The organism is Arthrobacter sp. NQ7, assembly GCF_029581595.2.
Taxonomy (GTDB): domain Bacteria; phylum Actinomycetota; class Actinomycetes; order Actinomycetales; family Micrococcaceae; genus Arthrobacter; species Arthrobacter phenanthrenivorans_B.
In genome coordinates this window covers 113435-133227 of the sequence record NZ_JARFXU020000012.1, presented here as the reverse complement: position 1 = coordinate 133227, position 19793 = coordinate 113435, and the positions used below count along the sequence as shown (strand labels likewise).

Below are 19793 nucleotides of genomic sequence, written 5' to 3'. Positions count from 1 at the left end.
GTGGTCAGGGAGACGGCGATCCCCGCAGCAGTCGAACTGCTGCGGTCGAACGCGAAGTTCGTCTTCCCCAGCGGCACGGCGTGGGTCATGCTCGTGCTGGCCGCCGAGTCCATCGGCGGGCTGAGCAAGCGGCACGGCCGCGACGAGGCGAAGGGCTCTCTCATCGAGCTCATTGACTCCGACCAGATCAAGACCGTCGCCACGGCAGAGATGCTGGGCGAAGAGGTCTTCGGCATCATCCCCAACACGGAGACGCTTGCGCGCATGGAGGAGTACTCGCTCCTTGCTGGCGCGGAGTACTCCTGGGCCGTCGTCTGGCAGAAGCCCAGCGGCGAGCTGCTGGTGGACCTGGTCGCCGAGGCCACGTTCAAGCAGGCCCAGGAGGTCGCTTCCGGCACGCTGAGCCTCGAGGAGGCTGTCGGAGCGCAGGCCTGGCGCGAGCACAGCGGCGTCACCACCGACGAGCCCGGGACCCTTCCCGCGGTGGACGCGGACGCGGACGCTGTTGCTGCCGTGGACACCGCCGACGAAGGTGACCCGATCTTCGACTCCATCCCCGCTGGGGAGGAGGGTGCCGGTGACGAGCCGGTCTTCGACGCTGCGGGCGATGAGCCCGTGTTCGACGACGAAGCCGTCGACTTCGGAGACGAGGACGCGGCCCCGGTTGCGGTGGAGCCGGAGCCCGGCTTCGACGGCACGGCCGGCTTCGAGGAGTTCGACGAGGAGACCGGTCCTGTGACCGCCGACGATACGGCCTACGCCCCGGCCGAAGAGGAAGCCGTCCTGCTGGAGAACCAGGAGCAGGTGCGCGAGGTCATCGCCCGCCGCTTCCTCTCCGAGGACCTGGACCTCGACGTGCGCCTGGACGAGTTCAATGCGACCTTCGCCATCGGCGCGCCGGTCGTGCAGATCGAGGTGCCGCAGGGTGCGACCGAATGGCTCGGCGACCAGGTCGCCCAGCTCAACCGGCAGGCCAACGCCGACCTTGCCCAGCTGCGGTGGGCGCACGAGGACGAACTGCGCACGCTGTACGTGAACCTCATGTCGGCCCACGTCGAGCAGGTCATCCGTGACGTGGCCACCGACCGCGAGGGCTCGCGCTACAAGGCACTCAAGGACGGCACCGAGGCGGCGCACCGCGAGCGGGAGTCCGAGAAGGAACAGCGGATCCGCACCCGCAAGGCCGAGATCGTCCAGGACTACGAGGCCCAGGCGAAGAAGCTCGCCGAGCAGGCCGCCCTCCAGACGGAGATCCAGTACAAGGAGCGCAACCGCTCCCGCATGGAGCGCGAGCAGGCCGACGCCGTCGCCGAGATCGAGCGGGTGCTCGAGAACTCCTACTCGCACGACCGCCAGGAGATCCTGCGCGTGCGCCGCTCCGACGCCGCCCTGAAGATGCAGGTCGGCACTACGCGGATCTTCGAGGTCCTGGCCGAGAAGCAGAAGGCCTACCTCGAGGCCGAGGAGCAGCGTCTGGGGCAGTGGAAGGCCGAGATCCAGCGGATCGTCGACGACAACCGCAAGGCGGACATCGCCCAGGCCGAGGCTCTGGCAGAGCACCAGCGCACCACCGACGAGATCGGCGTCCTGCGCCGCGAGCAGGAGGCGCTGCTGGAGTCGATCCGCAACGAGCACGCCGACCGCATCCGCCGGATGGAGGACGAGCTCGACCGCAACCGCAAGGACGCGATCACCCAGATGCAGGCCCGCGAGACGGAATGGCAGCACAGCCTGTCCCTCGAGAAGGAGAAGACCGACTCGGCCACGCAGCGGAACACGGACCTACTGCAGCAGATGGAGGTTGTCGAGGACTCGGTCAAGCGCCGTTACGAGGCACGGCTGGAGGAGATGGCTGCGGACAAAGAGTCCTACGCCAGCGAGCTGGCAAGGGCTTCGGAGATCCAGAGCCGCTACAACAAGATGCTCATCGCCCTGATCGTCGCGCTGCCCGTGCTCGGCGGCCTCGCCGGCTTCATCGGCGGGGCAGCCATGGGCGGCTGATCCGACTCGGAGATCGACGGGTCTGACGGCGCATGGGGCTCGCACCCCGTGCGCCGTCGGCGTCTTCCGGGATCACAACAGGCGCAGGACACACAGACACACGCGGAAACAGGCAGGGAGAACCATGGCAGGCAGCAAGCGCAGGGCGGCACGGCCCAAGGCCAGCGGCTGGGAGAAGATCTCGGCGCGTCTGCCGGAGGAGACGCTGACGAACCGGGACGTCTATGAAGACCAGCAGCTGGACCGCGGCGAGCGGCTGAGCAAGAAGTCGAACACGTCGGGCCTCGTGCTCGCCGGCGTCGCTGGCCTGTTGGTCGCGATCGTGGCGTGGGTGCTGTACTCGGTCATTGCTACGGCAGTGCTCACGCTCGGGGCGACGATGGGCGGTGGCCTGGGTGGAAACAGCAGCGGAAAGCCGGACTCGTACTACGTGGAGGACACTACGACAGGCCAGGGCGGGGCCCCGATGACGTGCTACCGCGCCGTCAACGAGAAGGGTAACCCCGAGATCGGCTCGAAGTGCTACCCGGATCTCAAGGACGTCCCGGTGCCAGCGTGGTGGACCCACGCAGGCAGCGCCGCCCAGGACGCCCCGAAGGTTGACCAGGGGGCTACGCCCACGGCAACGAACGTCGGCGGGCAGCTGGGGTCCGTCACCGGGTTCAAGCTCTTCCTGACGCTGGGATCGGGCGCGCTGGTCATGATCGTGATCTCCACCTGGACCGGACGCCAGGTCGCCAAGCACAACGCGACGGTCGACCACACGGACATCAACGACCACCGCAACGACCAGCACATCGCGCTGCCGGAGGAGGTCCAGCAGAACTACGACTGGTTCCCGGACGCCGGTGCGCACTCGGGGGTGCAGGTCAGCTCGATGATCAGTCACATGATGCTCAGCAAGAAGGGGCTGGGCACGGTCAAGGTCTCCCGGCGCGCAGAGTCCGATGTGATTGACCAGGACGGCAACATCGTCTACTACAAGGGTGAGGTCATGGACGGCGACGACGGCGAGCCGCTGGTCGAGACCCTGCCGCTGATCGACGAGGAGTTCGGCGAGGCGCTCTTCGACGCCTCGGGCCTGCCCCGGGACAAGCGGCTGCGCCGGAAGTATGACGCAACGGTGATCCCGTACAACCCGCCGACCGAGGAGAGCCGGCGCAAGGCCAAAGAGACGAAGGACCTTGGGAAGCTCCAGGGCGCGAACCGTGACAAGCTCGGGCCCTACCGTACGGTGTCTGACCTGATCACCGATGACTGGGAGTTCCCGGCGTACGAAGTCCAGCGCCCTGCCGGTGCCTACATCGTCGACACTGCTCCCGTGAACACGATGGTGCTGGCCATCACCCGGGCGGGCAAGGGTCAGACCTACATCGAGCCGATGATCGACATGTGGTCGAGGGAGAAGAAGCCCTCGAACATGGTCATCAACGACCCCAAGGGCGAGCTGCTCGTCAAGAACTACATCCCGCTGGTCACGCGCGGCTTCGAGCCGGTGCAGTTCAACCTGATCAACGCGATGAAGACCGACATCTACAACCCGCTGGGCATGGCCGCCGACGCCGCCCGCGAGGGCGACTCGACCAAGTGCGCGCTCTACATCGAGAACATTGGCGAGGTTTTCTTCCCGCTGGACGGCGGTGAGGACCCGGTCTGGCCGAACGCAGCGAACAACGCCTTCAAACGGGCCGCCTACGGTCTCATCGACTACTACCTCGAGGAGGAGCGTGAGCTGCGCGAGTACGCAGCAGCCACCGGCATGGACCCGGGCACGCTGGAGCAGCGGCTGGACGACATGTGGGGAAAGGTCACGCTGTACAACTGCTACCAGCTCTTCGTGCAGCTGACCTCGAAGAAGTGGAAGAACCCCGCTGCCGAGCTGGAGAAGCGCATCAAGAACGGCGAGTTCGAAGAAGATGAGGACGCCCTGGCCGAGGAGCAGGCCAAGGTCGCCGAGAAGGACTTCCTATGGGAGGGCAAGGCCGAGCAGGACCTGCTCACGCTCTACTTCAACGCCACCCAGGCCCTGCCGCGCAACTCGATGCGCACGCTCGTCGGCAACGCCCACAACGCCCTGGTCGCCATGGCCGGTGCGGAGAAGATGATGTCCTCGGTCTACGGCATCGCGATCACGGGCATGAGCTTCTTCACCGACCCGACGATCTCGACCCTGACCTCGGGCAAGCCGAGCCAGAACACTGACCTGGCGGGCCTGTCCTTCCCGCGGCGGCTGGGCGTGCGGTTCTCGCCGAACTTCATGAAGCGCGACCACCTGCTCGGGCAGATGGCGAGCTGGTCGGCGTACGCGGACCCGATGTTCACCCAGAACCTTGGCAAGGACTTCGAGCACTCGGAGATCGTCGGCCGCGTGGGCTGGGCGCGCTACAACTGCAAGGGAATCTTCCCCGGCGACGAGGCTTGGCTGAAGCTGGAGCTGAAGAACCCGCAGAGCGGCATGCTCGTGCGCACTTTCTACTTCCACTTCCGCAAGAGCTACCAGCTCTCCCTCAACGGCCGGCACTTCGTGGTCGAGCCGGTCACCGGCAAGAAGATCGTGAAGAACGGCGTGCTGCGCGAGCTGCGACCGGTGCGGGAGGGTGGCACCGGCGACGGGAAGATCCTCTCGTTCCAGCCCGGCGACACGACCTTTCCGAGCCGCAAGCTGGACTTCTCCGGCGGAGGGCACCCTGAGGAGGTCGAGGTCCGGGCGCGCGCGATCACGCAGACGATGGCGCGGTACTCGGAGTCGCCCAAGGCGGTCTTTCTCGTCACTCCCCCACACCTGATGAAGTACGCCAAGCTGATCCTGATCCTGGTCAAGCAGCTGGTGGACGTCTCGTTTGACCAGTCGTACATGACCAAGTCGAACCAGAAGCCGCTCTACCGCACCCGGTTCATGCTCGACGAGCTCGGCAACCTGCAGTCCGACGGTAATGGCATCGCCGGCTTCGAGACCATGCTCTCCATCGGCCTCGGCCAGGAGCAGCAGTTCACGCTTATCCTGCAGACGCTGCAGCAGCTGCGCGACGTCTACGGCGAGTCGGTCGACAAGATTGTGCAGGGAAACACGAGCAACATCGTCTTCCTCAAGTCGACCGACGACTCGATGATTGAGACGCTGGAGAAGATGAGCGGCAAGACTCACCGTACCCACGCCAGCTCGAAGCAGATCACGCAGAACCTGGACAAGGTGGTCGGCGGGAAGACGGACGGAGCGATTTCGCGCACCTGGTCGACGGAGGAGGAGCCGCTGATCAAGTACAACGATTTCGCCTTCCTCTCGCCGCGCAACTCGATCGTGCTGCGCGCCGGCGACGCGCCGGTCTGGAACCGCAACGAGACGATCCTGCCGATGTCATTCAAGCTGCTCGGCAACACGATCACCCACCCGGGGCACGAGTACTCGCTGCAGACGATCCCCACGCTCAGCTCCGCGATGGAGTTCGACGTGCGCATGAACCAGCCGGACTTCGTCAAGATGCTCGACAAGCGTATGGCCCAGGCGGTCAGGGCGGCCGACGCCAAGACGCTCTACCAGGAGACGTACGACTACAAGGACATCGACATCGAGCGCCTCGACCCGGACGTCTACTCGGACGAGGTCATGGAGGTCATCACGCGGATGGTTTTCACCGACGAGAGTGGCGATCCCAACGCCACGGTGGTCGTGGACCCGGACGACTACGAGGCCATGATGCTGGGCAACGACGAGGAGTTCCTGGAGGACGTGGAGGTGGCCGCGACCGTGGCTGCCCACCAGGCGACGCAGAAGGACCACAAGCGCCTGGTCTACGCCGAGGGCACGGTCAGCAAGGAGATGCTGATCAATCTCGACGGCTCGGCGAAGGTCAAGGCCCTGGACCTTGAGATTGGTGAGGCGTACAAGACCGCGCTGGTGGAGATGCAGCGGGACCGCGAGCACTTCTCAGTCGGCGGGGACGGCGAGCTGCGCAGCGCCGACGGGTCAAAGACCTACATCAGCCAGGTCCGTTCCGATGCCTACACCGACGCCGCCCGCAGGATCAACGGCCAGATCAGCGACGAGGGCTCGCGCGTGTTCGCCGAGCAGGACGTGACCGAGGAGGATCTGCGGTCGCTGGCCACGGTCAAGGTGCACGCCGCCTTTTACACGTACCTGGCCTCGCTGCCCAGCTGGGAGGTCATGGCCGACGGGGCTTTCGACCGGGCCATGGCCGTAGAGATGAAGTCCCGGGGGTAGCGCCGGCGGGTCTATTCGCTCCGTGCCGGGACAGTCGATGCAATTCGACTGTCCCGGCATTTGTCTTTTGGCTCGTTTCTGACTCGTCTATCGTCTCCATTCGAATCATCAGGGTATGATCTATACATAGTTATGTCCCCGAGCGTCCACAGGAGGCTGAGTAGCAATGAAGAAGGCACACGGACTGAGGCGGTACTTCTACGAGTACGTCTTCTACAAGGCAGTCGAGCAGGCCCGGGAGCAGAGCGGGGAGATCATTCCGATCTCCCAGGCGAAGGCCATCCGTGCACGGGTCGACCAGATCCTCGGCCAGCGCGGAACCGCCCTGGCTGATCCCGGACTCGGCGTCACCGCGTGTCTGACTGCGATCGACACGGCCTTCTCCGAGCGCGTCCCGGACTACGAGCCGCAGTTCGGCGACCACTCCCCCGCCAACGAGCGCTACCAGACGCTGCAGCGCGAGTTCACCCGTGCCACGGGCGTCGGAGCGGAGATCGACCCCCGTTCGGCGCGGCTGCCGATCAGCCCTTACGACCCGGCCTGGTCCGAGCGCGCGACGGTGAAGCGCGCAGGTACCGAGCTGCTGTACATTCCCGACGAGACGATCGTGAAGAACGCCGGCGGCGAGGTGGAGTCCTTGTCTGAGCCGCGCCGCGGGAACATGACGCTCTGGCGGCTCGATGAGGACAGTAAGCCGTACGAGGCCGGCCGTGCCATGACCAACGACGACGCCGCAGGCCTCACGGCGCTCATGGACAAGATGAGCCGCCAGGAGTACGACCAGGTCCGCGAGTGGGTCATCGACGGCGGACGCGACCCGCAGACCGGCCGCGTTGACCGCAACCGTTTCATGTCCCAGCGGGCGGTGGCACGCTCGGCGGCGTTGCTCGAGGAGCTGAAGTCCCAGGGCGTGGCCTACGAGGTCCTGCGCGACCGTGAGCCTGGACAGATCAAGGCCCGGATCTCCGGGACCGGCATGGAGATCCGTCTCACTGACACGCGCCAGGAGGAGTACGCCGGGGCGCGCATCTACGACAACGGAACGGTGCTGCGCTACAGCACCAATCACCGGGTGCCCGGCGGCATGGCCGTGCCCGCCCCGACTCCCGAGGACGCCGTGCGGCTGCTGCGTTTCGCCCAAGGCCTGCCCATCGAACGCGAGGACCGTCCCGGCACGGTGGTTGGCGTCGTCGGCTCCAGCCACCCCGAGCATGGCCGCGGCCGCTCCCTCATCGACGTGCCGGACAGCTATCACGTCGACCGCGAGAGCATGTTCGTCGTCGCGGACTATGTCGTCCCCGGTGAGAGCGCCCCGCGCCCCGGGTCCAAGGTCATGCTGCGCCGGGATGCCAAGAACCGCTCCCTGCCGACCTTCTTCGTGGACGCAGAGCCGGCCGAGGCCTACGGTCGCGAGGCCGTGGACACCGCGCGGGAGAACCTGCGCGCCGCCCTGGGCGTCGAGGAGCTGATCCTGCGCGCGGAGTCTGAGCTGCAGCGCACCGAGGGCGCGCTCGACGAGATCGAGCCCCCGGAGTATGCCTCTGACCCCGAGGTCGCGGCGATCCAGCGCTCTTACTGGGACGTGCTCACCGGAGCGCGCAGCGAGCTGCTGCGTCCGGGCGCGACCGAGGAGATGTACCAGGAGCGCCTGGAGGAGATCGGCGAGCTGCAGACCGGTGAGCTTCCGGACCTGGGCAACCTCGTCTATGGTGGCACGGCCGCCGACAAGGTCCGTGCGCACGCTGATGACGTTCCGTTCGAGCTGGTCGGCACCTGGGATGCCGAGCCGCACTTGATCGACGGCGAGTGGCTCGACCAGCGCTTCGACCCCGCCCGCGTCGCCAAGTACATGACCAGCCCGACCGGCCAGTGGTCGAACCTGGACAACCTCGCCTCGGCGCTGCGCCGCTGCGGGGTGCCTCCTACCGAGCTCATGGGTACCAGCTTCCAGGCGACCCGCTTCAAGGACCGGATTGTCTCCTTCCACGCGGCCTCCGCCGCCCCCATCGCCGAGCATCCCTCGGAGTTCATGCGTCGGATCGGTCAGACCGTCCGGGAGAGCATCGAGCGCAACGCCGCGACGCCGGGTGAGATCCTGGTCGACGCGCAGGGCGTCATCAGCTGGACCGCCGAAAAGCTGCGTCGTGACGGCAAGGCCACGCCGGTCTCCGGTGAGATCGGCCAGGTCTTCGATGTCGGCAGCCATGGGGAGATTGTCACGCGCTTCGCCAGTGGCGAGAACGCGCTGATCGTCCCCGGCTACGAGGCGCGGATCAAGGCCCAGACCCCGGGCGAGGCCCCCAAGTCGGTCGAGGAGCGCACGGTGCTGCGCGGCTACGAACAGCTGATGCACGAGCGCATCCAGTACCAGCTTGCCGGTGACCTCGTCTCCGGCCGCAGCCGGACCGGCGAGCCGGCCTCGCTGAACGCGGTGTACTCACAGCTCTACGGCACCAAGCACCCGGTTGACTTCATCGAACGGGCCACGACGTATGAGGTCGACCCTGCCACCGGCAAGGCCACCGCACGACTGGACGAGTGGACGGCCTCGATCCTCGAGACCGAGGCCAAGCGCGTGCGCTACTCCAACGAGATCAAGCAGGGCTCGACGATCTACGCCGAGTACCGCGCCGAACGCGATCGCACCGACCCGGCCGACGACAACGTCTTCGACGCCTGGCGGCTCACCGGTGGACGGAACATGACGGTGCTCACGGGAACCGACCGTAACCATGTGACGGCTCCCGGCGGCTTCTTCGATCCGGTGATGACCGGCGGCGCGACCAACCAGGGCATCGTGCGCTACCTCACCGAGGACGCCGCGGTGCGCCCCGACGGCACGATTGAGCCGGGCGACCCGGAGACCGTGACCGGCTCCCGCGCCCCGCTGATGAGCCGGCCGGAGCTGGAGACGCTGCGCTATGACCCGTTCGACCGGCAGCAGATGACGGCCTCGACGATCATGCAGTCTTCCGAGGTGACGAAGCCGACCGGCACCGCTCTGATGACCTTCGGCGGCTGGACGGCCGACGACCCGATCGTGGTGTCGACGGAGTTCTCCGAGCGGCACCGCATCCGCGGGGCCGGTGGCCAGTTGCGCGACCTCGTCGTGGGCGACAAGATCAGCGATCTGCACGGCAACAAGGGTGTCGTCTCTCTGGTGGTCGACCGCCACATGGACCCGGACGAGGCACGTGCCCAGGGCCTGGAGCAGGAGGTGGCCTGGTTCAGGGAGAACCCGGGCATCGACGTGGTGATGAGCCCGTTCTCGCTGATCTCCCGCCGCAACGCCGGATCGGCGCGCGAGCTGATGGGCGGTGCCGTGGGCGACATCCGCCGTCCGGCCGTCCAGGGCCCCGAGGCCGGGCCGGTCGGCGGAGGGTTGGGCGAGATGCGGTTCGTGGTCACCCACATGGCTGTCGACGAGAAGACCAAGATCTACGACGACGAACAGGTGCGCGCCGGCAAGGGGCGCAAGGCCTCCTCGCAGCTGGCCTGGGCGCTGCAGTCCCAGGACTGCCCGGCCATCATGCGCGAGTTCTACGGCCACAACTCCGGTGCCGAGTCGAACCTGCGCGAGTATCTGCTGGTGGCGGGACTGGACATGGAGGCCGACGGCACCCTGCGCGTCGTGGGCCAGGCCGAGAGTGTCGACGAGCGGCCCGAGCGCCGCCTGATCCCGATGCCGGAACTGATGCGCACGCAGCCGCGCAGCGAGTGCGCGACGCCGGGGCTGAACACCACGGCCATGCGCAAGTCCTTCGGCGACCTGATCGGCGATCGCGGCGGCGACATGGAAATCCCCTTTCCACTGACCTACCCGACGGGTCAGCTGACCGAGACGGTCAGCGCTACTTCGTGGAAGCTGCCGGTGCTCTCTTCGCACCTGCGCAGCGGCCAGGAGTTCGACGACGGCACGTCCGTCACGCACGACTACACGCGCAGCTACCAGGACGTCTTCGTCGAAGCCTGCCGCTACCGGTACATGGCCGAGCAGCTGGACGACCACGGCCTGTCGCCGGACAAGCGCGCCGAGGTGCGCCGGGGCATGAGCGAGTCTGTCTCGCGGGCACAGCGGGCCTTCGAGGCGATCACCACGGACGTGCAGAACCGCGTGCTGACCGGCAAGAACAACATCTTCAAGACCGGGCTGATGAGCTCGCGCCTGTCGGACTCGGCCACGATGGTCTGGACCGCCGACCCTCGGCTGGACATCGATCAGATCGCTCTGAGCTCGGTCAAGGCCGAGCAGCTGGGCCTGGCCGAAGGCGATCACGCGCTGGTCTGGCGCGACCCGGTCCTGCGCGACGCCGGCGTGCGCTTCATGCGCGTGGCGATAGACGACCGGCTCACCGGCGCGGCGATCAACCCGGTGATGGACCAGTGCTTCGACGGCGACTTCGACGGTGATGCGGTCGCCGTGGTGAGGCTGCACAGCGAGGCCGCCAAGGCCGAGGCGATGGCCAGGCTCTCGGTCGGAGCGAACCTCCTGGACACCGGCGTGGTGAAGGCCGACGGCTCGCACCCGCTGGCCATGCAGGTCTCGCTGGACACCCAGGTGGCGCTGTCCAAGAGCCCGGAGCTGGCGGAGAGTCTTGAGAGTGCCGTCAAGGAGGCGAACCGCCTGCGGTTCGTCAGCGATCCGCACGAGGTTGCCGCCGGCCACGAGGTCCTCGTCGAGGAGCTCAGCGATCTCTATCGCTCGGCACAGCGCGGCGAGTTCGGCTCGGCGCTGACCTTCAGCAGCCGCGAGGCGCACTTGCAGAGCGTGCGCGAAGTCTGCGTCGAGACCGGAGCCAAGGGCAGCGAGAAGAAGCTCGGGGACTACGCCCGCAACCTCGGCGACGAGCAGGGTACGCCGGGCATCACGCAGGAGGACCAGGAGGCCTCGATGTTCGCCACGGCGATCAAGGCCCATGGCACGGGACTGGGTGGCTCGTTCTCCCAGCGTGCGGTGCGCGCCCTGCGCGGCGCTGACCTGAAGGCGGTGCTTGAGGTGACCTATCCGGTGACCCAGTCGATCCTGCAGGCCAAGCACGACGCTGCGGAGGCCCGGCACAAGTACGAGATGTTGCAGGGTCCCGGGCGCGATCTGTGGCGCGGCCGCAAGCTTGAGCACACCGGCCCCGGCCAGTGGCGTCCCGAGTTCGCCGACGGCGAGGCTGTCCAGGCCACGGCCGAGGAGTGGGAGGCCCAGTTCGTTGAGTTCTACGAGGCCAAGGACGGGTTCAACGTTTCGGTCAACCCGGACTGCGTCGCCCGTGTCGCCCGCGCGCTGGAGGACCCGAAGTCGGGCCTGGTGCGCAACCTCGAGGAGGACCCGTCCCTGGCGGGCACGGTGATGGACCGTATGGCCTACGGCGGCGACTTCGAGGCGCTGGTGCAGGCTGCGAAGAATCGCGAGAGCGTCTTCGACGGCGAGAAGAACGAGCAGTTCGCCTCAGCGGGCACCCGCCGTGCCCGGGCCGCGGCGGCGCGCGAGCTCGACGCGTTCGCGGCGCACGGCCTCGACGGGCTGGACGGCCTGGACTCCGCGGAGGCCGCGGTGGATGCCTCGGTCCTCAAGCGTGACGTGCTCGCGCAGACCGGGGACGGGGCCGCCAGGGCGCGCGGTGCCAGCCGGCGCTCGGCACACGCCGTCGGCGTGGGCGGCCGTCGCCCGGCCTGGACGCCGAGCTACGAGACCGGGCAGCAGCAGAGTGACGACGACTATGGACTGGGAGGCTGACATGACACAGGACACGGAGCAGGAAATGGGTCCGGGCGGCAGGGGCCGGGGGCGCAAGGCACTGCCTGTCGACCCGTTGGGCGACGTCCATGCCGTGTACGGGATGGACGGCGGGGAGGAGGACATCATCGGCGCGGAAATTGTCGACGAGCCGGAGACGCAGGTCGGACACGACACCTCACGCGGGCAGCGCGAGCGGCTGCGCGACCGTGCCCGCGGCTTCTTCGGGGCCACGACGCGGGAGCGGACCGAGGAGCGGGAGCGCCAGCGTGCACGCGACCAGGAGCGCGCTGCGGCCGACGATGACGGCCTCGACGACCGGGAGCGGCTGCTGAAGCTCCGGGCGGAGACGCGGCTGGCGGGCGAGGCGTACATGCAGACGCTGCGCGATTCGAAGCTGCTCGTGCCCGGCTTCAACGACGGGGAGCGCACGAAGGAGTTCGACGCGATGCACGCGGTCTACATGCAGATGATGATGCAGGGCTGCCTGCGTCCGCTCACCCGCGGCGTGAACCCGAACTCGGTCATCCAGGCCGCCGGCATGATGATGGCAATGCGGATGCTCGCTCCTGACTTCAGGAAGGAGATGGACTCCTACCTGCAGCCGTTCAAGGACAAGGTCCAGGACCGGATCGACGCGAAGACCCGGCACATCGGCGAGAGGGCCGAGCGCCAGGCGGCCCTGGTCGGAGATCTGTTCGGGGGCGCGCCGGAGGCGCAGGAGGCCGCCGGCGACGACGGCGGGAAGCAGTCCGGGAAGTCGGGCGGGCGGTGGGGCACCAGCAGGGACGACTTCCTTTCCCGGCGCTGGCGTACCCGCCTGGAGGACCTGGAGCGCCGCGAGCGGGGCAACCGTGAGTTGTTTACTCCCGAGTCAGCGGCCATGACCGAGGTCGCACTCATGGAGAACGCCTTCTGGAAGATGCGTGACCCCGAGCAGGACGCGAAGCAGATCAACGCCAGCTACAAGGCCCTGCGCAAGCGCCTGCGCCAGCAGATGGAGGACGACGGGCTCGACCGTGCCGAGGTGGTCAAGCGCGCCCGGACGATCATCGGCGAGCGGATGGAATCCGAGCCGGAGCTGCGCCTGATGTTCAACGGCGTCGCGCACGGCCGCATCGTCAAGGCCCCGCCGCACGAGGCCCGCCTCGCGGGCACCGACAGGGTACGGGAGGTCTGGACCGGGGAGTTCGACGACCACCTGGGCCGGCGGATCCCCGACGAGGGCATGTTCACGCTGCGCCTGCCGATGGAGCCGGACGAGCACCAGGTGCAGCTGGCGGAAACCATGAAGGCGGCGATGCTGGACGGCGTCCAGCGTGGCGACGGACAGGCCCTCGGCGGCAGTGTCATGGGCTACATGATCGGTTTCGCGGCCAAGAAGCAGGGCCTGGACACCCGCGGGCTGCCCGAGGACCTCCAGCAGCGCCTCGACCAGTCCGAGAGCATGCTCGCAAGCATGGAGATCGATGGTCTCTCCGACGAGGAGCAGCAGCGCGTCTACTCGAACGCCTACGTGGACGCCATCGAGGAGCTGAACAAGGAGGACCCGGACTTTGAGCACGAGCTCAAGCTGGCCCTCGGCGAGGACTGGCAGGACACGATGCGGGCCGCGGTCGACGATCCCGCTACTTTCCTGGCGGCGCAGCGCACGCGGCCCCAGCCCTTCCGACAGGGGCCCGGCCCCTCGGCCCGGCCGGGGCCGGAGGGCCAGTGGAGCCGCGACCGCGGAGCCGAGGACTACCAGCCGGCATAGTCCGGAAACGAACGAGAAGGAGACAGGACCATGAGCGACGACCAGCAGGTAGAGCAGCAGGAGCGGTACGGTTCCCGGCTCGCCCAGATGTTCGGGTACGTCACGCCCGAGGACCGCGGTCGCTGGGAGCAGCAGCGTGCGCAGAACAAGAAGAACGTCAACGCAAGCAAGCAGGGGGCGAAGTCCTCGGTGAGCTCGATGATGGAGTTCGGCGACAAGAATATCAACGCCAAGCTCAACGCGGCCCACCGGATCGCCGACCAGCAGCGGTTCGACGAGTCCCACGACAAGATCGTCAGCACACGGCGCGATCCGAAGACCCGGTCGATTATTGAGTCAGTTGACTACGAGTACAAGGACGACCGCCAGTCCATTGATCCGGATTTCGAGCTTTAGTTGAATGGATACCGACAGGCCTGTGGATCGCTTTTCGACAGGCCTGTCGGATAAACTGGTTTTCAAGCAGGAAGCGGACGACGAGGGACGATAGGACAAAGGTGTGGGCATGAAGACGACGGTTCATCCGCGGATCAGCAAGCGTGGATTCATCTCGAAGGTGGCCGGCCGCAGCGGACAGCCGATAAGGGTGGTGAGTGAGGTGTACGAGTCGCTCATCGCGGAGCTCACCGACGCCGTGCGCCGTGGAGACACCGTCGTGCTCACCGGCTTTGGCCGCTTCGCCCGGCAGACGCACAAAGGCCACAAGGTCCGGTTCGGCAAGAAGGACGTGGATGACTACTCGGTGCTGAAGTTCTCCGCGTCACGCAGCATCAATCGGCGGCTCGATCCGGACGCTGACCTGGGTGGCCCGGAGACCTTGAGGCTGATCGACGAGTTTGACGAGGCTGAGGAGGTCCTTGCCCGGGTGGCGGGATAGAGGACGGGCAGCTGCTGACAGAAAAAATAAGAACCCCGGCGATGCGGAAGCATCACCGGGGTTCTTGTGTCCGTAAGGGGCTGCAGGTGCCAGGACCGGTCCCTGTGCACGGCGCATCGTCAGGGGTCGCTTATGATCGCTCGGTGATCTCGTCTGAATTCCTTACCTGTACCTCCCATGTGCCATTGCTCCAATCAGTGGTGCAATGCGATCCATTCAGTGTGATTGTCAGGTCGGCGGAAAAGGACTGGGACCCGAGCACATTGTTGTCCGCCCTCAGCCAGGCGTCGGCTGTTTTGGTCGCCATCATTGGAGGCTTCCTGGTCAGCCGGCTTGTTGCGATCTCCAGCGAACGCGAGGGCATCAGGAGGCTTGTGGAGGCAGCAGCCGGACGCATTGGGCACATTGAGGCGGACCTGAAAGAGGCTCATCGGACCCGATTGAGCAGGGCGGTGAGCTACTTTTACGACGTGGCTGTTGAGAAACTTCTCGACGATCCGACTTTGGACCTCGACGTCTTGATCCAAGACCGCTTGCTAAGGGGAACGACAGAGGATGAGCTCAAACCGTATGCGCTTGCCCTCCGGCAACGGGTGCAAAATGCAGTGCAGGCCATCAATTTGAAGCTCAGAAAAAGCGATACCACGAATCTTGACCTTGAAGATCTCGTCGAGCGCGGTCTGGAAATCGCGGACGCCGACCAGGATCTTTATGAACAGGCCTTCAAGCATCGGCGACGCAGCCTTCCGTCCCCTTCCGGTATGGCGATGTTCGGATCGAAAAGCTTTTTGGATGTTGGTTCGGTACTTGGAAAGGGCATCATGTCGGATGCGGCACTCTCGGCAAGCCTGAGACGCCAAGACGAGGAAATCCGGGCTGAGGCCGACCTGAAGACACAACTGCGGGCTGCTGTTGCCGAGCGGGACCGCTTGGATGAAGAGCTGGCCCGCGTCGGCAAGCCTGTGGGTGTGGCTGCGGCCATGTGGATGCTGGGCGTTCTCTCGTTGGGGATCCTCGTACCTTTGGTCATGATGGCCTTTGAGCCCAAGGGCTTGGACGTCTTGGCCAAGATAGTGTTGCTTGGCAGCTTTGTGATCGGGCTGGCGGCGATTCTTTGGTATGTCGGTTGGTTCTGGCTAAAGATCGGCAGTGACAAAACACAAGCCACGCCAGAAGGTCGCGCGGAAGCCCCGCCCCGGTAAAGGCCAGTAGTCACGCAATCTTGATGGCCGCCTTTTGCCGGCGTTTTGCCGTTGCATTGCGAACCTCGGCGGCAATGCTCCAGGCAGCCGTTTCCGCAGTTCCGTTGGCCGGATGCACGAGAACACCGTGGGGGCCCGTGAGGCTTTCACCTGTCCGGGTGCTGGCGTGCACGCAGTACCTGCGCTGGTTGTGCACGGTGTAGGTGACTTCCAACTCCAGTTCGACATCCCAGATGTGCTGCTGGTCCCGCAGAGCTTTCCTTGTCGCCGCCAGGAACATCAGGGCCGCTGCATCTTCAATCTGCTGTGAGGTGGGTTCCTTGTAGCGCCGGCCACCGGCAGTCCCGGCAGACCCAGCGGGGTTTGTAACAGCTTCAGTGGACATGACGACTCCTGTTTCGAATGTGGTTGGTTTCCCTGATCGAAGAAGGACCCGGTCACAGCTTTGCTGTGACGCTTCCCGGTGCTTGGTGCTGCATCCAGCCGGGAGGAAGCCTTGTTTCCACCCCTGCTTCGCTGGGCTTACGCTGTGCCCACGATGTTCGAAGGTTTGCCGGCCGCCCTGCATCCTCCTGTTGCCCTTGCTTAGGCCAAGGCCGTGGAGTCGATTCCACGCGGTGACGCACTGTCCGGCGGCTCAGTCTTTGAGATGAAGTTCGACGGTTTCCGGGCAGTGTGCCTGGTCGGTTTGGATGGGGCGTGGCTGTACAGCAGACAGGGCAAGGATCTGAGCAGGTACTTTCCGGACGTGTTGGCTTCCGTGCGTGAGCAGATCCCTCCGGGCTGTGTTGTCGACGGCGAAGTTGTGGTGTGGTCCGGCGGCCGTCTGGATTTCGATGCGCTGCAGATGCGCCTGGTGAGCTCAAAGGCGGCTCTTGCGGAGCTCGTGATGAAAAGCCCTGCCTCGCTGATCGCCTTCGACGTCCTGGCAGTGGCGGGGCAGGATACCCGCGGGCTTCAATTCCGGGACCGCCGGGCTCTGCTCGAGGAGCTGGCGCGCGGGTGGGTTCCGCCACTGCATCTGTCACCGGTGACCAGCGACCGGGCCCTGGCGGCCACGTGGTTCAGTGACATGACCGCCACGGGCGTGGAAGGAATTGTGATCAAGGGTGAAGGGCAGACGTACGAGCCCCGGCGAATCTGGCTGAAGGTCAAGAGCAGAAGCGCCCTTGATGTGGTTCTTGCGGCGGTCATAGGTCCCATGGCGCACCCGCGGGCAGCGGTGGTGGGTTTGCCGGTCCACGGACGGCTGCGGATTGTCGGCCGGTCCACGTCCTTGACTGCTCGTGCGGGAAGGGATCTGGCCACATATCTTCGTCCTCCCCGGGGAAGGCATCCATGGCCGGAGGAAATCAGCGAACGGGTGCTGGACCGTTTCACCAAGGAGGGCGGCACCACTCGCCTGACTTTGGTGGAGCCGTTGGTGGTTGAAGTCTCGGCCGACATAGCCTGGTCGGGTCAGGCATTCCGGCATTCAGTCCGCCTCATGCGGGTCAGGCCTGAGTTGTCGCCGACGGAAGTATCCCTCCCGGAAGGCTTCCAGCGTGCCTGGCGATAAAGAATGTAGCCATGTGAAGAATGGAGTCATGCGACGAGAAGATGAACCTGAAGAGTTCGAGATTGCCGACTCGTATTTTCAGGAGCTGAGGACCTGGCTGGGCTTCCGGGATTCCCACGAGGCGTGGATCCCGGAAGCCGGAAGCCGTCTGGCGAAGGACGATGGGCTCATCAAACCGCACCAGGCGTCGCACAACATCGCCAATGCGGTAGTCAGCGCGATCGATCATTTGCACGCGCTGGACAGCATCATGATTGGTGCCGGAGCATCACATACTCTTGCCCCGTTCTCGCTGGTCAGGGCAGCCATTGAGTGCGCCGCACAGGCCGCCTGGATTTCAGCGCCAAGAAGAACAGGCGACCAGGATAGTTCGTTCGCTGTCTCTGTCGCTGAAAGTAGCCAAAGACCGCGAGACTGCGTACAGCGAACTGGCACGTCGCCATCCGAATCTTCAGGGAACGCTTCCGGACTTCGACAGCGACAAGGCGCAACTGCAGGCTATTCTCGATGCCTCCGGGGCCGCTGGAAAGTTGATTCTCCCCAGCAGCACGCACATACTCACGCAGGTCCGCGACCTGGTGCCCAGGACGTCCGCCTTGTCCGTATGGCAGCTGTGCTCGGGTTTCGCGCACGGCAGGCGCTGGGCCGCGGATGCCGTGCTGAAGCCGGCGCAGTCAACTTCTCTACCGGATGATGTCATCGCCAAGGAAAACCGGCCGACCATGAGGCTGCTTGTCTGGGCCCTTACCCCGGCCATGGATCTGATCCGGTACAGCCTCGAGCGGCATTCCGAGCTGTCGCGGGCCTAAGCAGCCAATTTGTGCCCGCTGAAGCAAGATTCGGCAGCCGGAGCGGGTTTCGCGAAAGATGCCCCGCGACTCAGTTATCTGCGATCGCGAAGATTACGACGATGATGATGATCGGGATGAGCAGCACGCCCGCGCCGGCGGCGAGGTGCTCCCAGCTGAACGGCGAGTTGAGGAAGGCGATGAAGCCATTCCACAGGCTACGGACGGAGCCCACGGCCCAGGCGAAGAAGCCGGTAGCCCAGCCGATGACGGCGGTGACCCAGACTCCGCTTAGCGCGCACAGCCCCACGATCGTTCTGGTGTTCCTGAGCATGGCCAGTCCCCTCATTTCCGGTCCTCGAACAGCAGGTAGTAGAGCCCGATGTGCGGGATGACGAGCACGGCGAAGGCCAGCCAGGCCCGCTTCGGGTCCTCGATCACCCATGTGATCCCGTCTTTGACGGGTTCGGCGTAAGCGAGCACCGGAGCGAGAACATCGGTGCGGAAGAACACATGGAAGATGCCGTAGGCCATTCCCAGGGCGATCGCCAGGGCAAGGCTCCGGCGGATTGTCAGCTGCGCCCGCGGGCTCATCCCCGGGCGTGGTTCCTCGACGGCCGGAGCCCAGGCCTGGTGGTCCGTGTCGTAGTCGTGCATCACTTCATCCCGTCTCCATCGAATCATCATTCACGCCCATTCTATGAGAAAGGCTGAATGACTAACAGAAACGAGGTGGAATGGTCAGTCGAACTCGAGGTCTGCACCGACTGGTGCGGGTGTGTCGAGCCCCCTGCCCGCTTGCGGGGCATGGTTCTTCGCCGCGGATGCGCGGCGCTGGGCGGCGAGCTGGTCGAGGGTGACCCCGACGGGCCGCCCGAGGCGCTGGCCGGCTGTCCGGTAGACCTCACTGTCGCGGCGTGCGCCGATGGCGACGATCTCGCGCCGGGTGATGCCGCCGGGCGGCTCGGGCCTGGTGTCGCGTGAGACGATGCGCAGCGGCGGCTTCTCATGTGGGTCCGCACCGACGTAGGTTGTGTCGCAGTCGGAGAGGTCGGCAAAGCGGGAGTCGTAGTCCAGCGGCTTAGTCGGGTGACGGCGGCCGTTGAGCCGGTGGAGCATGACGATGGTGGCCTCAAGGAGCGCCTCGTCCCGGCTGTGCGGATTCTTCAGGGCGCGCTGGTTGAGCCGTTCGATGTCCTGGCGGGCCCCGGGGCTGAGATGGACCTTGATCCGCAGCCCCTCAGTCATCGTCGAGCACCTTGCGGATCATTGACCGGGCGGGTTCGCCCAGCTCATCGCCGAGCTCATCGAGGGTCAGGCCGGGCTCCTCGGAGGCGTCGGAGGCACGGATGCGGCGGGAGAGCTCTGCCTGGAAGGCAGTCTCGTCGGCGTGGACCCGCCGGAGCAGGTCGACGAAGTCGGCGAACGGGATCACGGCGGCCTCGGGGACGTTCCCGTCACCGAAGATCAGGGGCTCGGCATCCCCGGCGCGGAAGCGCTCTAGCAGGGTGCCCAGGTCGGCGGCGGTAATCTTCTGGGTCGGGGCGACGTTCACGGAGAACTTCGGCAGGGAGCCCTCGCGCGGGGCCTGGGGGGTCTTGTCGTCAGTCATGGTTCCAGTCTATTCGTGGTCGAATGGGATGCCAGTGCCTCATATTCCACCA

Annotated in this window: 14 protein-coding genes; 9 read left to right on the top strand and 5 right to left on the bottom strand. The window is 65.9% G+C overall.

Going from position 1 to position 19793, the window contains the following annotated elements; translation table 11 throughout:
* The 7 genes from PUN71_RS14130 to PUN71_RS14100 form a co-directional block, all read left to right on the top strand.
* Positions 1–2001, top strand: a 2001-nt coding sequence (locus tag PUN71_RS14130; protein ID WP_277798920.1) for a coiled-coil domain-containing protein, incomplete at its 5' end; no start/stop codon positions are given.
* Between the two features lie 124 nt (positions 2002–2125).
* Positions 2126–6220, top strand: a complete 4095-nt coding sequence (locus PUN71_RS14125; RefSeq protein ID WP_277798919.1) for a type IV secretory system conjugative DNA transfer family protein — start codon at positions 2126–2128, stop codon at positions 6218–6220.
* A 166-nt stretch (positions 6221–6386) separates the two neighbouring features.
* Positions 6387–11948, top strand: coding sequence for a hypothetical protein (locus PUN71_RS14120; RefSeq protein ID WP_277798918.1), 5562 nt, complete (start codon positions 6387–6389; stop codon positions 11946–11948).
* Positions 11920–13704 (top strand): hypothetical protein, encoded by a 1785-nt coding sequence (locus PUN71_RS14115; RefSeq protein WP_283532409.1) that lies wholly within the window; start codon positions 11920–11922, stop codon positions 13702–13704. Before PUN71_RS14120 ends, PUN71_RS14115 begins: the two co-directional genes overlap by 29 nt.
* Before the next feature lie 30 nt (positions 13705–13734).
* A complete protein-coding gene (locus PUN71_RS14110; RefSeq protein WP_277798916.1) occupies positions 13735–14100 on the top strand; it encodes a hypothetical protein in 366 nt (121 codons plus the stop codon).
* Positions 14101–14209: 109 nt separating this feature from the next.
* Positions 14210–14581: an HU family DNA-binding protein gene (locus PUN71_RS14105; protein ID WP_133830707.1), complete on the top strand. Its 372-nt coding sequence runs from the start codon at positions 14210–14212 to the stop codon at positions 14579–14581.
* A gap of 143 nt (positions 14582–14724) precedes the next feature.
* Complete coding sequence (locus tag PUN71_RS14100) at positions 14725–15783, top strand: hypothetical protein (protein WP_277798915.1); 1059 nt, start codon at positions 14725–14727, stop codon at positions 15781–15783.
* 10 nt (positions 15784–15793) lie between these two features.
* Here the strand turns inward: PUN71_RS14100 and PUN71_RS14095 are convergent, their stop codons facing one another.
* Positions 15794–16168: a hypothetical protein gene (locus PUN71_RS14095; protein WP_133830709.1), complete on the bottom strand. Its 375-nt coding sequence runs from the start codon at positions 16166–16168 to the stop codon at positions 15794–15796.
* 213 nt (positions 16169–16381) lie between these two features.
* Between PUN71_RS14095 and PUN71_RS14090 the strand changes: the two genes are divergently transcribed.
* Together PUN71_RS14090 and PUN71_RS14085 are read left to right on the top strand one after the other, a co-directional pair.
* Positions 16382–17341: an ATP-dependent DNA ligase gene (locus PUN71_RS14090; RefSeq protein ID WP_277798914.1), complete on the top strand. Its 960-nt coding sequence runs from the start codon at positions 16382–16384 to the stop codon at positions 17339–17341.
* A gap of 308 nt (positions 17342–17649) precedes the next feature.
* Positions 17650–18150 (top strand): hypothetical protein, encoded by a 501-nt coding sequence (locus tag PUN71_RS14085; RefSeq protein ID WP_277798913.1) that lies wholly within the window; start codon positions 17650–17652, stop codon positions 18148–18150.
* A gap of 70 nt (positions 18151–18220) precedes the next feature.
* Here PUN71_RS14085 and PUN71_RS14080 read toward each other — a convergent pair whose 3' ends face one another.
* Genes PUN71_RS14080 through PUN71_RS14065 form a run of 4 tightly spaced genes read right to left on the bottom strand, consistent with a single transcriptional unit; the run spans position 18221 to position 19741 of the window.
* Positions 18221–18463, bottom strand: a complete 243-nt coding sequence (locus PUN71_RS14080; protein WP_277798912.1) for a hypothetical protein — start codon at positions 18461–18463, stop codon at positions 18221–18223.
* Between the two features lie 11 nt (positions 18464–18474).
* Positions 18475–18816: a hypothetical protein gene (locus PUN71_RS14075; RefSeq protein ID WP_283532408.1), complete on the bottom strand. Its 342-nt coding sequence runs from the start codon at positions 18814–18816 to the stop codon at positions 18475–18477.
* 54 nt (positions 18817–18870) lie between these two features.
* Positions 18871–19377 carry a hypothetical protein gene (locus PUN71_RS14070; RefSeq protein WP_277798910.1) on the bottom strand — a complete coding sequence of 169 codons (507 nt, stop codon included), beginning with the start codon at positions 19375–19377 and terminating at the stop codon, positions 18871–18873.
* Positions 19370–19741 (bottom strand): hypothetical protein, encoded by a 372-nt coding sequence (locus PUN71_RS14065; RefSeq protein ID WP_056387433.1) that lies wholly within the window; start codon positions 19739–19741, stop codon positions 19370–19372. The genes PUN71_RS14070 and PUN71_RS14065 overlap by 8 nt, the downstream gene beginning before the upstream one ends.
* Between the last annotated feature and the right edge of the window lie 52 nt (positions 19742–19793).

Bases quoted from the DNA above. Each gene is read 5' to 3' on its own strand.
- PUN71_RS14080 (WP_277798912.1), bottom strand. From the start codon at position 18,463: ATGCTCAGGAACACCAGAACGATCGTGGGGCTGTGCGCGCTAAGCGGA.
- PUN71_RS14065 (WP_056387433.1), bottom strand. From the start codon at position 19,741: ATGACTGACGACAAGACCCCCCAGGCCCCGCGCGAGGGCTCCCTGCCG.
- PUN71_RS14110 (WP_277798916.1), top strand. From the start codon at position 13,735: ATGAGCGACGACCAGCAGGTAGAGCAGCAGGAGCGGTACGGTTCCCGG.
- PUN71_RS14095 (WP_133830709.1), bottom strand. From the start codon at position 16,168: ATGTCCACTGAAGCTGTTACAAACCCCGCTGGGTCTGCCGGGACTGCC.
- PUN71_RS14120 (WP_277798918.1), top strand. From the start codon at position 6,387: ATGAAGAAGGCACACGGACTGAGGCGGTACTTCTACGAGTACGTCTTC.
- PUN71_RS14070 (WP_277798910.1), bottom strand. From the start codon at position 19,377: ATGACTGAGGGGCTGCGGATCAAGGTCCATCTCAGCCCCGGGGCCCGC.
- PUN71_RS14125 (WP_277798919.1), top strand. From the start codon at position 2,126: ATGGCAGGCAGCAAGCGCAGGGCGGCACGGCCCAAGGCCAGCGGCTGG.
- PUN71_RS14105 (WP_133830707.1), top strand. From the start codon at position 14,210: ATGAAGACGACGGTTCATCCGCGGATCAGCAAGCGTGGATTCATCTCG.
- PUN71_RS14075 (WP_283532408.1), bottom strand. From the start codon at position 18,816: ATGATGATTCGATGGAGACGGGATGAAGTGATGCACGACTACGACACG.